Raw genomic sequence first — 14,611 nt, 5'->3', positions numbered from 1 at the left:
GGGGGCGCCGATCGTCGATATAGTCACCCCGCAGCCCAGGGGACAGCCATGAAGCGTAGCCGAATCAATGAGATCATTCGGGCATCCGACGATCTTATCCGCTCCCACGGCTTCGTTCTGCCGCCCTTCGCAAACTGGACGCCAGAGGAGTTCAGGGCTCGCCGGGACGAGGCGCGCGCGATCATCGACGCCCGCAATGGCTGGGACATCACCGACTTCGGCACGGGCGAGTATGACAGGACCGGGCTATTCCTGTTCACTCTGCGCAACGGGCGGCTGGCCGACCTGCAGGCCGGGCGCGGCATGTGCTATGCCGAGAAGATCCTGATTTCGCACGACCATCAGGTCACGCCGCACCACACCCATGTCATCAAGGCCGAGGACATCATCAATCGCGGTGGTGCCACGCTGGTGATCGAGTTGTTCGGGTCTGACGAGGAGGGGCGGTTCAGCGAATCGCACGGTGGCACCGTCCACACCGATGGCATCCCGCGCCCCTACGGGCCCGGGGAGCGGCTTCGTCTCGCGCCGGGTGAAAGCGTCACGCTGCTGCCGGGCGACTGGCATGCCTTCTGGGGGGAGGGCGGGACGGTACTCATCGGAGAGGTGTCCACTGTCAACGACGACGAGACGGATAACGTCTTTCACCAACCGGTCGGCCGTTTCGCTGCCGTCGAGGAGGATGAGGCCCCTTTACGGCTGCTGGTGAGCGATTATCCGACTTGGCTGCTCTGACCGGGTCGGGCTGGCATCACCGCGTTCAGGTCACCGCCGACCGGGTCCGGTAAAGCGGGGCATCATATAAGCGTTCGTTCATGACCGCGCCGATTATTGTGATCGCGCGATCGATATCGGCCTCGTCGATGAAAAGCGGCGTGACGCCGAATCGCATGATGTCGGGTGCGCGGAAGTCCCCCACGACGCCCCGGGCAATCAGCGCCTGCATCGCCGCATAGCCCTCGGGGTGGCGGAAGCTCACCTGGCTGCCGCGCCTGTCGTGCTCGCGAGGGGTGACGACTTCAAGTTCCGGGCAGGCAGCCTCCACCCCGGCGATGAAGCGGTCCGTAAGGCGGAGTGACTCCTGCCGGAGCGTGGCCATGTCCACGGTATCCCAGACATCGAGCGCGGCATCCAGCGCGGCCAAGGCCAGGACGGGGGGCGTACCGACGCGCATCCGGTCGATCCCGTCGCCGGCCCGGTACGAGGGTTCGAAGGCGAACGGCGCCCGATGGCCAAGCCAGCCCGAAAGCGCCGGCACGGCCCGGCCCGCGTGGCGTGGCGCGACATAGATGAAGGCGGGCGCGCCGGGACCGGCATTGAGGTATTTGTAGGTACAACCGCAGGCAAAGTCCGCACCGCCGCGTCCGACCTCCACCGGCAGCGCCCCCGCCGAATGGGCAAGGTCCCAGATGGTCAGCGCGCCCACTGCATGAGCCTTGGCCGTGAGGCGCGGCATGTCATGCCGCCGCCCGGTCCGGTAGTCCACTTCGGTGATGAGGATCGCGGCCAGTTCCTCGGTGATGGCATCCTCCACGGCCTCGGGGTCAACCAGGCGCAGTTCGTGCCGTCCGCCCAGCATGCGGATCAACCCTTCGGCCATGTAAAGGTCCGAGGGAAAGTTGCCGGTGTCCGACAGGATGACCCGGCGGTCCGGCCGCATCTCCACGCAGGCGGCCAGCGCCTGGAACACCTTGATCGACAGGGTATCGCCCACCACGGTGTGCCCCGGTTCCGCACCGATGAGCCGCCCGATCCGGTCGCCCAAGGCGCGCGGCTGCTCCATCCAGCCTGCCTTGTTCCAGCCGCCGATGAGCATGGCACCCCATTCCTCGCGCATGGCTTGCTCCATCCGAGCCGGAGCGGCCTTGGGCAGCGGACCCAGGGAGTTGCCATCGAGGTAGATGAGGTCAGGCGGCAGGTCGAACAACGCGCGGGTGGCGGAAAAATCGGTCATGGTGGAAACTCCCTTGCACCGACAGGATAAGGCAGCGGCACGGCCATGGACAGGCGCCGCGGTCTCTCGTTGCCCTGACCTCTGCGCCAAGGTCGAGATGCTGCGCCTCTGTATCATCCCACGTCTAGGGCTCCGGGCGCCGGTCCGTCAGGCGGCGTGATCTGCACGTGCCACCGATCCTACGCGCTTGGTCGCCTTGTGACGTTGCGGCGCGCGCGTTAAGCAGCTTGGGCATGAGCCGCACGGGAGGGGACAGCCCATGAAGATCGGCGCGCTACGGGAGATCATGCCGGGCGAGGCGCGCGTCGCCATGACCCCGGTCTCGGCGCAAGACATCCGCAAGCTCGGGCATACGTGCCTGATCGAAACCGGGGCCGGGGAGGACTCGGGCTTCTCGGACGCGGCCTACAGGGCCGCGGGCGTGGAGATCGTGCCGGATGCGGCCACGCTGGTGGCGGAGGCGGACGTGATCGTGAAGGTCCGCCCGCCCGAGCCCGAGGAGGCGGCCCTCCTGCGGGAAGGGCAGACGCTCATCTCCTTCTTCTATCCCAGCTCAAACTCCGAGTTGCTGGAGCAGGCCCGCGCGACCGGGGCGTCGGTCATCGCGATGGACATGGTGCCGCGCATCAGCCGCGCCCAGAAGATGGACGCGCTGTCGTCCATGGCCAATATCGCAGGCTACCGCGCGGTGATCGAGGCGGGCGCGAACTTCGGCCGCTTCTTCACGGGGCAGGTGACAGCGGCGGGTAAGGTGCCCCCGGCGCAGGTGCTGATCGTGGGCGCTGGAGTCGCGGGGCTGGCGGCGATCGGCACGGCGGTCTCCCTTGGCGCGGTCGTCCATGCCTTCGACGTGCGGCCCGAGGTGGCCGAGCAGATCGAATCCATGGGCGCGTCCTTTGTGTTCCTCGAATTCGAAGCGGCCCAGGACGGTGCGGCGACAGGGGGCTACGCCGCCCCGTCCTCGCCTGAGTTCCGGGAAAAGCAGCTCGCCAAGTTCCGTGAACTGGCCCCGCAGATGGACATCGTCATCACCACGGCGCTGATTCCGGGGCGGCCCGCGCCGGTCCTCTGGACCCGCGACATGGTGGAGGCGATGAAGCCCGGGTCGGTCATCATCGATCTGGCGGCCGAGAGGGGCGGCAACTGCGAAGCGACCGTCCCCAACGAGAAGTTCGTCACCCCGAACGGCGTGACGGTCGTCGGCTACACCGATTTTCCGTCGCGCATGGCCGCGCAGGCCAGCACGCTCTATTCCACCAACATCCGTCACATGCTGACGGACCTGACGCCGGGCAAGGATGGCGTTCTCCTCCACAACATGGAGGACGACGTGATCCGGGGCGCGACCGTGGCCCACCACGGTGAAGTCACCTGGCCGCCGCCGCCGCCCAAGATCCAGGCCATTGCCAGCGCCGTAGCCAAGCCGAAACCCCGCGAGTTGACCCCCTCTGAAAGGCGAGAGCAGGAGACGCTCGCCTTCAAGGGTGAGACGCGCCGGCAGGTCGGGATGCTGGTCGCGGGCACGGTGGTGCTGGGCCTGATCGGCCTGGTCGCGCCGGCCTCGTTCATGTCGCACTTCATCGTCTTCGCGCTGGCCTGCTTCGTAGGGTTCCAGGTGATCTGGAGCGTATCGCACTCGCTCCATACGCCGCTGATGGCCGTCACCAACGCCATTTCGGGGATCGTGATCCTGGGGGCGCTCCTGCAGGTCGGGTCGGGCAGTTGGCTGATCGTCTTCCTGGCGGCGATCTCGATCCTGATCGCCACCATCAACATCGTGGGGGGCTTCCTGGTCACGCGCCGGATGCTCGCCATGTTCCAGCGGTCCTGAGGAGGGCACCATGAGCATCGGACTTGTGGGCGCCGCCTACGTCGCCGCAGCGATCCTGTTCATCCTGAGCCTGGGCGGTCTGTCGGGGCAGGAAAGCGCCAAGCGCGCCGTATGGTACGGCATCGCGGGCATGGCTTTGGCCGTGCTGGCCACGGTCTTCGGACCGGACGTGGACAACCTTTGGGTCGTGATCCTGATGGTGGCCGTGGGCTCGGTCCTGGGCGCAATGGTTGCCCAACGCGTGCAGATGACCGAGATGCCGCAACTCGTGGCGGCGCTGCACAGCTTCGTGGGTCTGGCCGCCGTACTGATCGGCTTCAACGGCCATCTGGAAATGGGTCGCGTCGCCGCCCTGACGCCCGAGGCGCGCGAGGGGCTGACGGGCTTTGCCGCCGTGCTGGCGCACAAGACGCCCGTGGAGGTGAACATCTTCTTGGTAGAACTGTTCCTGGGCGTGTTCATCGGGGCGGTGACCTTCACCGGCTCCATCGTCGCCTTCGGCAAGCTCGCCGGGCGGATGGATGGCAAGGCGACCAAGCTGCCGGGCGGGCACATGCTGAACCTGGGGGCGGCGGTGTTCTCGCTGCTTATGCTGGTGCTATATGTCTCGACCGGCTGGTTCATCTGGCTGTTCCTGATGACGCTGGCGGCGCTGTTCATCGGCTACCACCTCGTCATGGGGATCGGCGGTGCGGACATGCCGGTCGTGGTCTCCATGCTGAACAGCTACTCGGGCTGGGCTGCAGCGGCGATCGGCTTCACGCTGTCGAATGATCTGCTGATCGTGACGGGCGCGCTGGTGGGCTCCTCGGGCGCGATTCTGAGCTACATCATGTGCCGCGCCATGAACCGCAGCTTCGTCAGCGTGATCCTGGGCGGCTTCGGCGCCACGACCGGCCCCGCCATGGAGATCACGGGTGAACAGGTCGCCATCGATTCGGACGGAGTGGCGGCGCTGCTGGACGATGCGCAAAGCGTCGTCATCATTCCAGGCTACGGCATGGCAGTCGCGCAGGCGCAGCAGTCGGTGTCGGAACTGACCAAGCGGCTGCGGGCACAGGGCAAGACTGTGCGCTTCGCCATCCACCCCGTCGCGGGACGCCTGCCCGGCCACATGAACGTCCTGCTGGCGGAGGCCAAGGTCCCCTACGACATCGTCATGGAGATGGACGAAATCAACGAGGACTTCCCGCACACGGACGTGGCCATCGTCATCGGCTCGAATGACATCGTGAACCCTGCGGCACAGGAAGACCCGAACTCTCCCATCGCGGGGATGCCGGTTCTGGAAGTGTGGAAGGCCAAGCACGTCATCGTGAGCAAGCGCGGGCAGGGAACGGGCTATTCGGGGATCGAGAACCCACTGTTCTTCAAGGAGAACACGCGGATGTTCTATGGCGACGCCAAGAAGTCGCTGGACGAGTTGCTGCCCAAGCTGGTGGCCTGAGGATAGGGGGGCTTCGGCCCCCCTTTTGTTTCAGGGGGCCCGGACCTCCCGCCATTCGCCCGGCGCAAGTCCCTCGACCGCCCAGGGGCCGATGCGCCAGCGCACCAGTCGCAGCGTGGGAAGGCCGACTCCGGCGGTCATTCGGCGGACCTGGCGGTTGCGCCCCTCGGATATCGTGATCTCCAGCCAGCAATCGGGGATGCTCTGCCGCACCCGGATCGGCGGGTCCCGTGGCCAGAACTCCGGGGCCTCGATCCGCCGCACCGAGGCGGGGCGGGTCGGCCCGTCATTGAGCGTCACGCCTCGCCGCAGGGGCTCAAGGTCCGCCTCGGAGGGGTCCCCCTCGACCTGGGCCAGATAGGTCTTCTCCATCTTGTGCCGGGGATCGGCGATGCGGGCCTGAAGCCGCCCGTCGTCGGTCAGCAGCAGCAGACCCTCGCTGTCGCGGTCGAGCCGCCCGGCGGGATAGACGCCGGTCAGGTCCACAAGACCCGAAAGGGTCGGGCGGGGGGACGGGCTCTTGGCATCCGTGAACTGGGACAGGACACCATAAGGCTTGTTGAGGAGAATGAGGCGGGCCATGCGGCCCAGCGTTTCATGCCGGGGCTCTGGCGTCAAAGCCGGTCAACTGAGCCCATCGAGCAACTTTCCCTTGGGGCTCAAGATCTTGCATGAAAAACTTTCTCTTGGGAAAATTGTTTGTACCCCGGAGAAAAGTCTTGATCCGAGCCGGCAAATGTCCCAAATGGAGGCCATAGACGCCAACGCACGCGCCTCTGGCCGGACAGCAAAGCTTACGTGTTTACGTAGCGACGGTAACGTCTCCCTTGGAATCGTCTGGCCCCGCGAGGGGCCTCTTTGTTCTGTCGGAGATGACCGATGACTGTTCAGCTCGCGGGGGCATTCGCCCCATCGCAATCCCTTGCCGTCCGCGCTTTCGACTCGACTCGCCTTGAGGCGTTCTGCCGCACGGCGGAGTTCGATCGGCCGACGCTGGTCATCGATGTGGACCGCATGGAAGCGCAGTACCATGCGCTCAAGGCGGGCCTTGGCCATGCCGACATCCACTACGCCGTCAAGGCCAACCCGCATCCTGCGATCCTTGGTCGGCTCGTTACGCTCGGTGCGCATTTCGACGCCGCCTCGCGCGGGGAGATCGAGATGTGCTTCGCCCAGGGCGCGCAGCCGCACCAGATCTCTTACGGCAACACGATCAAGCGCGTCCGCGACATTGCCTGGGCGCACCAGGCGGGCATCACCCTGTTCGCCGCCGACGCCGACGAGGAACTGGAGAAGATTGCCGAGCATGCCCCCGGCGCGCAGGTCTACATCCGCGTCATCGTCGAGGTGTCGATGGCTGACTGGCCGCTGACCCGCAAGTTCGGCTGTGACCGCGACACCGCGCTGCGCCTCCTCGACACCGCTAAGGAGCTTGGTCTCGATCCGGTCGGCTTCTCGTTCCATGTCGGTTCGCAGACCCGCAAGGCCGAGATGTGGCGCCCGACGCTCGACGCGGTGGCCCAGCTTTGGGCCGACGCGCAGGCGGCTGGTCACGCGCTGACTTTGCTCAACATTGGTGGCGGCTTCCCGGCTTTCTACGGCGAAGAGATTCAGGCTCCCACCGACTATGCGGCGGGCGTAATGGCGATGGTGACCGAGCGTTTTGGCCATGTGCCGCGCCTGATGGCAGAGCCGGGCCGTGGCCTCGTGGCCGAGGCGGGCATGATCGTGGCCGAGGTGGTCCTGACCTCGCGCAAGTCCGACCGCGACCTGCATCGCTGGGTCTACCTGTCGATCGGCCGCTTCTCGGGCCTTGCCGAGACCGAAGGCGAGGCGATCCGCTACCAGTTCGTGACTCCCCATGACGGAGAGGTCACGGGCCCTTGCATAGTCGCCGGTCCGTCCTGTGACTCGGCCGACGTGCTTTACGAAAAGCGTCCGATGAATCTGCCACTGGCTCTCAAGTCCGGTGACCGGGTTCTGATCCGCAACACCGGGGCATACACCTCGACCTATTCGTCGGTCTGCTTCAACGGCTTCCCTCCGCTGGACGTCATGGCGATCTGATCCGGCGTAGTCGGACTTAAGAAGGATGGACGAACGGACGGGGGCGGCTAGGCTGCCCCCGTTTTGCATTTGGGGGTCCCGTGAACCTGACCGACCATCCGCTCCGCTACCAACTCGCCAATGAACTGCACGCCCGGCCCTTTCCGACGGCCTCGGCTCCGGGCTGGGCGGTGTTCGTCGCGCTGAAACCGCCCCAGGACGCCGCCGCCCGTGACCGTGAGGCCGAGCGGGCGCATCTGCTCATGCTGCTTGACCGGTTCGGAACGGCGCATCCGCAGCCGGGCGCCACGCACTGGTATGGTCCCCTGGGGCGCCATTGGCTCAAATGGGAAAGCCATACCGAGTTCGTGACCTACACGGTGATCGGGACCGAGCCGGGCGGTCGGCCGTTCGACCCCGCCATGTTCGACGTGCTTCCCCCGGACTGGCTGGCTGCCGCGCCGGGCGCCCGCGTGACGTCGGCGTTGATCCAGATCGAGACGGCCGAGGGCGACGCGGAGATTGCCACCAAGGCCGAGAGTTGGCTGGTACCCGAGTCGCTCGCCGTCTCGCGGGTGGTGGACGATGAACTGGTCGTGGCCGGCGATTTCCGGATCGATGTGGCAGGGCACATGCGCTTTGCCGTCTTCGCCCGACCAGGGGTGAGCGGGGCGCGGGTGGGCCGCGTCATCCAGCGGCTATGCGAGATCGAGACCTACAAGGCCATGGCGATGCTGGGCTATGCCCGCGCCCGTGCGCTGTCGCCCGAGATGGGGACGTTGGACCGTCGCCTGACGATGCTGGTGGCCGAGATGGCCGGGCAGGGCAAGGCGGAGGAAGCGCTGCACGCGCTTCTGGACATTTCGGCGGACCTCGAGGGGGTCGTGGCGCGATCGAGCTTCCGATTCGGCGCCACCGAGGCCTATGAGGCCTTGGTCAACCAGCGCATCGAGGCGTTGCGCGAGGAACGGTTCGATGGGTTCCAGACCCTGGCCGAGTTCATGGCCCGGCGATTTGATCCGGCGATGCGGACCGCGGCCTCGACCCGTGGGCGGCTTCAGGCCATGGCGGATCGGGCCAAGCGTGCGGGGGACCTGCTGCGGACGCGGGTGGACGTGGAGCGGAGTGCCCAGAATCAGCGGCTTCTGGAAAGCATGGACCGGCGGGCAGACCTCGCGTTGCGGCTCCAGCACACCGTCGAGGGATTGTCGGTGGTGGCGATCAGCTATTACGCCGTGGGGCTGGCGCTGTATCTGCTCGGCCCGCTCAGCCATCTGATCGAGAAGACCCTGCTCGCGGCGGTGGTGACGCCCTTGGTCGTTCTGGCGGTCTGGCTGGGATTGGGCTGGGCGCGCCGTCGCCTGAACGACAGCGCGCACCATTGAGGCCTAGCGCCCCCGAATGCGGGGGTCGAACGCGTCGCGAAGCCCGTCCCCGATGTAGTTGACGGACAGCACGGTAAGCGAGATGGCGAGGCCGGGCCAGATCACCCGCTCCGGGAAGTCGGCCATCCGGTCCGTGGAGTCGAACAGGAGCTTGCCCCAGGTCGGGAAATCGGACGGAAAGCCCAGGCCCAGGAAACTGAGCGCGCTTTCCGTGATGATGGCCGAAGCGAGGCCCAACGTCGCCGAGACCATGATCGATGACATGACGTTCGGCAGGATGTGCCGCGGGATCATGCGCCGTGCGGGCGTGCCGATGGACCGGGCAGCAAGAATGAACTCCCGCTCCTTAAGAGCGAGGACGTCGCCGCGGACGATGCGGGCCGTGTTCATCCACGAGGTGATGCCGATCCCCGTCACAATGAGGAGGAAGATCCCCATCTCGGGCCCGAAGGCCGCGCGCAGGCTGTCGCGGAACAGCAGCATCATCACGAGGAGGAGCGGCAGAAGCGGCAGCGCCAGCACGAGGTCCGTGAAGCGCATCAGAACCCCGTCCAGCCGCCAGAAGTAGCCCGCCAGGACCCCAACCAGCGTCCCAATGACCATGGACAGCAGCATCGCCGTCCAGCCCACGGCGAGGCTCACCCGCCCCCCCGCGATCAGGCTAGCCAGCAGGTCGCGGCCGAGGTTGTCCGAGCCCAGGGGGTGCGCCCAGGCGACCTTGGCCCCCGAGTCCCAAAGTGCGTGGTAGATAGGGCGGAGGTCCTTGTTGCGGACGTCGAGGTCGCCGGGGTCCACGCGCCAGATCCACGGCCCGAGAATGCAGAACAGCGTGACGAGGACAAGGAACGTGGCGCCCAGCACCGCCCCCTTGTGGGTGCGGAACTGGCGCCAGACGTCTTTCCACTGGCTCGCCCCCGCGGCGGCCAAGCGGACGTCAGGGCCGGGCATGGGCATCTTGGTTGCGGAGGACGGGCCCGCGGCGGGGGCGTCAGTCATAGCGGATCCTTGGGTCGAGGATGCCGTAGAGCACGTCCGCCACCAAGTTGAACAGCACGATCAGCACCGCGAAGATGAAGGTCAGCGTCTGCACCATGGGTAGGTCATTGGCATTGATTGCGGTGATCAGAAGCGCGCCAAGGCCGTTCACCTTGAAGACCTGCTCGGTGATGATGGCTCCTCCAAAGACCGATGGCACGCCCAGCGCGATCACCGTCACGACCGGTATCATGGAGTTGCGCAGGACATGGCGCAGCACGACCGTGCGTTCGTCCATCCCCTTGGCGCGGGCGGTGCGGACATAGTCTTGGGTCATGTTGTCGAGCATGGAAGCCCGCATGTAGCGGCTGATCTGCGCGGCGTTGAAGAGCGCCAAAACGAAGACCGGAAGCGCCATCTGGCGGACCTGCTGGCCGAAGCTGCTCCAATCGGTGACCCGGAGCTGAGTGTCGTAGATCGACGGGAACCAGCCCAGATTCACCGAGAAGATCACGATCAGCAGCACCCCGGTGAAAAAGGTGGGCACCGAGAAGCCCACCATCGAGATGAAGGTCCCAATCTGGTCGAAGACGGAGTACTGCCGCACCGCCGACACGATGCCGATGGGGATCGCGATCAGCACGCCCAGCATATAGGCCGATCCCACGACCCAAAGCGTCTGCGGCAGGCGCTGCACGATGATGTCCATGACCGGCGACTTGAACTGCCAGGAGATGACGCGGGCCTGCCCGGCGCTGTAGGCTGTGCCGAACAGGTGGTCGATCACGACCAAAGGCTCGACCACGAAGAACTGGTACAGCCAAAGGCCGAAGCGGACATAGACCGGCTGGTCGAGGCCGAGCGCGCGCCGCATCTCCTCGCGCACTTCGGGCGGGATGGTGAGCGGCTGGTCCGCCATGGGATCGCCCGGCGCCATGTCGAGCAGCAGGAAGATCACTAGCGCGATGAACAGAAGCGTCGGGATCGCGAGGACGAGGCGGCGGATCGTGAAGGTGAGCACGACGGGAACCTTGAACGGGGGCGCGGGTCTCAGCCGCTCTGGGGGCAGGGCAGATGACGCCCGCCGGGAAGGACCCCGCCCGGCAGGGGCGGGGTCCGGCCACGGTCAGTTGTCGAGTCGGTGCCAGTCGGCGATGTTCCACAACTCCGCATCCCAGGTGTTCAGCCGCACGCCGCCCAGCGTGTTGGAGTGGGCCGACACACGTCCACGGTCCACGAGGCCGATGATGATGTGGTTCTCGATCGTGAGGTAGGAGTTGAGCGCCTTGGCCAGACGGCTCCGCTCTTCCTGATCGGCGGTGCCCTGGAACTGCGCGAGCATCTCCTCGTAGGCCGGGTCGCAGACGCGGTTCATGTTCTGGCCTTGCCAGTTGTTCTCGGGCGAGGGAATCTTGTCGCAGGTATAGGCGGCAAGGTAGCTTGTCGGATCGGTGCCCTCGAAGGTGTTCGCGTACATTTCCACGTCGGCGTAGAACTTCTCGATGGTGTCGGGGCTCGCCGGGTCGCCGCCGAAGTAGACGGCGGCGTCCACGTTCCGCAACTCCACCTCGAAGCCGATCTCCTCCCACCATTCCTTGATGAGCGCCTGGAAGTCCTGCCGCACCCGGTTCGTGGAGGTCTGGTAGAGCATCGAGAGCCGCAGGCCGTCCGCGTTCTCGCGCACACCGTCGCCGTCCGTGTCCGTGAAGCCGGCCTGCTCCAGAAGCTGCATGGCCCGCTCGGGGTCATAGGCGGCAGCGCATTCGGCGTCGTCCGACTTGTAGATCTCGGGTGCGGGGACGAGGTTGCAGGTCGGCCGCCCCGTCTCACCGTACCCCACATCCACAAGGGTTTGCCGGTCGATGGCGAGCGACAGCGCCTCGCGCACCTCGGGGATGGTCAGGAACGGATGGGGATGCGCGACGGTCGAACGTTCACCCTCGGGCAGGTCGGGCGAGGGGTTGGTCAGGTTGACCTCGATCCGCTCGACGTTCGTGCCGAAAGCCGAGACGATCTGACCCTGGCCGGCGGCTTCCATGGAGGCCAGCACGTCCGGGGCCAGAAGCAGGTTCCAGCCATAGTCGAACTCGCCCGTCTCCAGCACTGCCCGCGCTGCCGCCGCTGCGTCGCCGCCGCCCTTGAAGGTCACTGTCGCAAAGGCGGGCTTGGCCGGGTCGCGGTAGTTCGGGTTCGCCTCGAAGGAGATGACGTCGTTGGGCAGGAACTCGGTCACCTGGAACGGACCGGTGCCGATGGGCTTGGTGTTGGCCTCGGTGCACTGGGCTGCCGCCGCGCCAAGGCAATCCGCGAACTGCGCGGCTTGGATGATGGGGGACTGCCCGCCAACGAAGGCCACCCAGGGAAAGGGCGTAGGCGCGCCGAAGGTGATCCGGACCGTGCGGTCGTCCACGGCTTCGACGTTCGTGACGCCCTCGAACTTGCCTTCCTGGGCGCAGCCCATCCCCTCGGCGGTGCAGTACTGCCAGGTGAAGACGACGTCGTTGGCGGTCACGGGCGAGCCGTCGGCCCAGACGATGCCCTCCTTGAGGGTCCATGTGATCGAGGTCAGGTCCTCGGCCACGCCGCCGTTCTCAAGCGAGGGGATCTCCTCGGCCAGCCAAGGGATGAGGGTCGCGTTCTCGTCGTAGCGGGCCAGCGGCTCGAGCACGAGGGCCGAGGCCTCCACGTCCTTGGTGCCCCCGGACAGGTAGGGGTTCAGGATCGAGACCGCCTGCCAGAACAAGATGTTGAGGTTGCCGTCCTCGCCCCGGGTCGTCGACTGGGCCATCGCCTGGCTGGCGAAGGCCAGCGACGCGACGCCCAGAAGGGCCGTCTTCACTCTCATGTCGCGCTCCTTGCTGGTGTGTCGAGCGGAGCCGGGTTGGGTCCCGGTCCCCGATGGCCCATGGTCCCGAAGGGACGGGTCGTTTGCCCGCGCATGACGGCGGGATCGTGGAGATGGCAGGCCACCCAGCGGCCGGGGCCGACCTCCAGCGTGGCGGGGTCCACCTCGCGGCAGACCGGCATCACGTCCGGGCAGCGCGTGCAGAAGTTGCACCCCTTGGGCGGGTTCGCGGGCGAGGGAACGTCGCCCCTGAGGACGATGCGCCTGCGGGACCGCGCCGCGACGGGATCGGGCTCGTTCACCGCTGAAAGGAGCGCGCGGGTATAAGGATGGAGCGGGTCGCGATAAAGTCCTTCGCGCGCCTGCAGTTCCACGATCCGGCCCAGATACATGACCGCCACCTTTGTCGCGATGTGGCGCACCATCGACAGGTCGTGGCTGATGAACAGGTAGGTGAGGCCGAACCTTTCCTGCAGGTCCTCGAGGAGGTTCACGACCTGCGCCTGGATCGACACGTCGAGCGCGGCGATGGGCTCGTCGCAGACGACGAGGCGGGGGTTCAGAGCCAGCGCCCGTGCGATGCCGATCCGCTGCCGCTGCCCGCCCGAGAAGGCATGGGGGAAGCGCCCGGCAAAGCGCCGGTTCAGGCCCACGGCGTCCATCAGTTCCAGCACCTTGTCGCGCTTGTGCCTGGCGGACAGGCGGGTGTGCTCGTCCAGAGGCTCGCGGATGATCGCTTCCACGGTCATTCGGGGATCAAGGCTCGCCTGCGGGTCCTGAAAGACCATCTGCATTCGGGGGCGCAGCGGGCGGAGGGCGGATTGCGACATCCGCCCGATCTCGGTCCCGTCCAGCCGGATGCTGCCCGAGGTGATGTCATGAAGCCGAAGGACCGCGCGTCCGGTCGTGGACTTGCCGCAGCCGGACTCGCCCACGAGGCCCAGCGTCTCTCCGGGGAGGATGTCGAAGCTCACCCCGTCCACGGCCTTCACGGCGCCCACGCGGCGGCGCAGCAGGCCCGCGGTGATCGGGAAGTGCATCTTGAGGTCGCGGACCGACAGGAGCGGGCGGGTGGCGTCAGCCATCGACGACCTCCAGCACAGGGCGCTGTGGCGCAAGCCCCGGATCGTTGAGGAAACACGCGGCGTCGTGCCCCTCGCCCACCGGATAGCGCTGGGGATTGAGGCGGTGGCAGACATCGAAGGCATAGGGGCAACGGTCACGGAACGTGCATTCGTCCGGGAACTGCCCCAGGATCGGCGGCTGCCCGTCGATGACGGCAAGGCGGCGCACCCGCTCGCCCTGAACCTTGGGGACAGTGGTGAGGAGGGCCTGCGTGTAGGGGTGCCGGGGATTCGCGAACAGCGCGTCCACCGGAGCATGCTCCACGATCTGGCCGCCGTACATCACGATCACCCGGTCGGCGATGCCCGCGATCACGCCCAGGTCGTGGGTGATCCAGATCACCGCCATGCCCATCTTCTGCCGAAGCTCCTGCATCAGTTCGATGATCTGGGCCTGGATCGTGACGTCGAGAGCGGTCGTGGGCTCGTCGGCGATCAGCACCTTGGGGTCGCAGGCCAGCGCGATGGCGATCATGACCCGCTGGCGCATGCCTCCTGAGAACTGGTGCGGGTAGTCGTCAAGCCGGCGTCCCGCGTCGGGGATGCCAACCAACGCCAGCAACTCGGCCGCCCGCGCACGGGCCTGGCGCTTGCCGAGTCCCAGGTGCTTTCGCAACGGCTCCATGATCTGGAAGCCCACCGTAAACACCGGGTTGAGCGACGTCATCGGGTCCTGAAAGACGAAGCCGATCCGCCCACCGCGGACCGCCCGCATCGCCTCGGGGCCGGCGCGCAGGAGATCCTTGCCCTCGAAGGTCACGGGACCACCCAAGACCTCGGCAGGCGGCGAAGGCAGGAGGCCCAAGAGCGACATCATGGTGACCGACTTGCCTGACCCGGATTCGCCCACGACGCCCAGAAGCTCGCCCTCGCGAAGGTCGAAGGATACCCCGTTGACGGCATGGACGTCGCCCGACCGGAGGCGGAAAACTGTCCTGAGGTCCCGGACTTCCAGGATGGGCGGTGCCCCGTCGGGCATGCGGCAGGCCTCCCCGGTCTTTGTC

The 14,611-nt window shown here is 66.7% G+C and carries 12 protein-coding genes; 5 read left to right on the top strand and 7 right to left on the bottom strand.

The genetic code is table 11. From position 1 onward, the window contains the following. Nucleotides 1-48: 48 nt before the first annotated feature. Nucleotides 49-735, top strand: a complete 687-nt coding sequence (locus FHG66_RS01125; RefSeq protein WP_139074797.1) for a D-lyxose/D-mannose family sugar isomerase — start codon at nt 49-51, stop codon at nt 733-735. Between the two features lie 25 nt (nt 736-760). On the opposite strand, the gene kynU is transcribed toward FHG66_RS01125, so the two are convergent. Beyond that, complete coding sequence (gene kynU / locus FHG66_RS01120; RefSeq protein WP_139074795.1) at nt 761-1,954, bottom strand: kynureninase; 1,194 nt, start codon at nt 1,952-1,954, stop codon at nt 761-763. A gap of 259 nt (nt 1,955-2,213) precedes the next feature. On the opposite strand from kynU, the gene FHG66_RS01115 reads away from it, so the two are divergent. Then, a complete protein-coding gene (locus FHG66_RS01115; RefSeq protein ID WP_139074794.1) occupies nt 2,214-3,785 on the top strand; it encodes a Re/Si-specific NAD(P)(+) transhydrogenase subunit alpha in 1,572 nt (523 codons plus the stop codon). A 10-nt stretch (nt 3,786-3,795) separates the two neighbouring features. Next, nucleotides 3,796-5,232, top strand: a complete 1,437-nt coding sequence (gene pntB / locus FHG66_RS01110; protein ID WP_139074792.1) for a Re/Si-specific NAD(P)(+) transhydrogenase subunit beta — start codon at nt 3,796-3,798, stop codon at nt 5,230-5,232. Between the two features lie 30 nt (nt 5,233-5,262). Here the strand turns inward: pntB and FHG66_RS01105 are convergent, their stop codons facing one another. Next, nucleotides 5,263-5,814 carry a pseudouridine synthase gene (locus tag FHG66_RS01105; RefSeq protein WP_139074790.1) on the bottom strand — a complete coding sequence of 184 codons (552 nt, stop codon included), beginning with the start codon at nt 5,812-5,814 and terminating at the stop codon, nt 5,263-5,265. 297 nt (nt 5,815-6,111) lie between these two features. Here FHG66_RS01105 and FHG66_RS01100 point away from each other — a divergent pair, with 297 nt between their 5' ends. Both FHG66_RS01100 and FHG66_RS01095 read left to right on the top strand, forming a co-directional pair. Beyond that, the gene (locus tag FHG66_RS01100) at nt 6,112-7,299 is read left to right on the top strand and encodes a type III PLP-dependent enzyme (RefSeq protein ID WP_139074788.1); all 1,188 of its coding nucleotides are present in this window, start codon (nt 6,112-6,114) and stop codon (nt 7,297-7,299) included. An 86-nt stretch (nt 7,300-7,385) separates the two neighbouring features. Beyond that, on the top strand, nt 7,386-8,663 hold the full coding sequence (locus FHG66_RS01095) for a DUF3422 family protein (RefSeq protein ID WP_139074972.1): 1,278 nt from the start codon (nt 7,386-7,388) through the stop codon (nt 8,661-8,663). A gap of 3 nt (nt 8,664-8,666) precedes the next feature. On the opposite strand, the gene FHG66_RS01090 is transcribed toward FHG66_RS01095, so the two are convergent. The 5 genes from FHG66_RS01090 to FHG66_RS01070 form a co-directional block, all read right to left on the bottom strand. Continuing rightward, complete coding sequence (locus FHG66_RS01090) at nt 8,667-9,659, bottom strand: ABC transporter permease (protein ID WP_139074786.1); 993 nt, start codon at nt 9,657-9,659, stop codon at nt 8,667-8,669. Beyond that, nucleotides 9,652-10,659 carry an ABC transporter permease gene (locus tag FHG66_RS01085; RefSeq protein WP_139074784.1) on the bottom strand — a complete coding sequence of 336 codons (1,008 nt, stop codon included), beginning with the start codon at nt 10,657-10,659 and terminating at the stop codon, nt 9,652-9,654. Before FHG66_RS01085 ends, FHG66_RS01090 begins: the two co-directional genes overlap by 8 nt. 105 nt (nt 10,660-10,764) lie before the next feature. Next, nucleotides 10,765-12,483: a peptide ABC transporter substrate-binding protein gene (locus FHG66_RS01080; protein ID WP_139074782.1), complete on the bottom strand. Its 1,719-nt coding sequence runs from the start codon at nt 12,481-12,483 to the stop codon at nt 10,765-10,767. Beyond that, nucleotides 12,480-13,568, bottom strand: coding sequence for an ABC transporter ATP-binding protein (locus tag FHG66_RS01075; protein WP_139074780.1), 1,089 nt, complete (start codon nt 13,566-13,568; stop codon nt 12,480-12,482). The genes FHG66_RS01080 and FHG66_RS01075 overlap by 4 nt, the downstream gene beginning before the upstream one ends. Then, nucleotides 13,561-14,586, bottom strand: a complete 1,026-nt coding sequence (locus FHG66_RS01070) for an ABC transporter ATP-binding protein (RefSeq protein ID WP_139074778.1) — start codon at nt 14,584-14,586, stop codon at nt 13,561-13,563. The genes FHG66_RS01075 and FHG66_RS01070 overlap by 8 nt, the downstream gene beginning before the upstream one ends. Nucleotides 14,587-14,611 lie beyond the last annotated feature (25 nt).

Origin of the sequence: Rubellimicrobium rubrum (genome assembly GCF_006152115.1) — a bacterium.
Classification (GTDB): Bacteria; Pseudomonadota; Alphaproteobacteria; order Rhodobacterales; family Rhodobacteraceae; genus Rubellimicrobium; species Rubellimicrobium rubrum.
Note: the sequence above shows the minus strand (reverse complement) of the source record. Positions and strands in the feature narration are given on the sequence as shown.

What these genes read in the sequence shown, in the direction of transcription:
- FHG66_RS01125 (WP_139074797.1), top strand. Translation starts at nt 49, where the DNA reads ATGAAGCGTAGCCGAATCAATGAGATCATTCGGGCATCCGACGATCTT.
- kynU (WP_139074795.1), bottom strand. Translation starts at nt 1,954, where the DNA reads ATGACCGATTTTTCCGCCACCCGCGCGTTGTTCGACCTGCCGCCTGAC.
- FHG66_RS01115 (WP_139074794.1), top strand. Translation starts at nt 2,214, where the DNA reads ATGAAGATCGGCGCGCTACGGGAGATCATGCCGGGCGAGGCGCGCGTC.
- pntB (WP_139074792.1), top strand. Translation starts at nt 3,796, where the DNA reads ATGAGCATCGGACTTGTGGGCGCCGCCTACGTCGCCGCAGCGATCCTG.
- FHG66_RS01105 (WP_139074790.1), bottom strand. Translation starts at nt 5,814, where the DNA reads ATGGCCCGCCTCATTCTCCTCAACAAGCCTTATGGTGTCCTGTCCCAG.
- FHG66_RS01100 (WP_139074788.1), top strand. Translation starts at nt 6,112, where the DNA reads ATGACTGTTCAGCTCGCGGGGGCATTCGCCCCATCGCAATCCCTTGCC.
- FHG66_RS01090 (WP_139074786.1), bottom strand. Translation starts at nt 9,659, where the DNA reads ATGACTGACGCCCCCGCCGCGGGCCCGTCCTCCGCAACCAAGATGCCC.
- FHG66_RS01080 (WP_139074782.1), bottom strand. Translation starts at nt 12,483, where the DNA reads ATGAGAGTGAAGACGGCCCTTCTGGGCGTCGCGTCGCTGGCCTTCGCC.
- FHG66_RS01075 (WP_139074780.1), bottom strand. Translation starts at nt 13,568, where the DNA reads ATGGCTGACGCCACCCGCCCGCTCCTGTCGGTCCGCGACCTCAAGATG.
- FHG66_RS01070 (WP_139074778.1), bottom strand. Translation starts at nt 14,586, where the DNA reads ATGCCCGACGGGGCACCGCCCATCCTGGAAGTCCGGGACCTCAGGACA.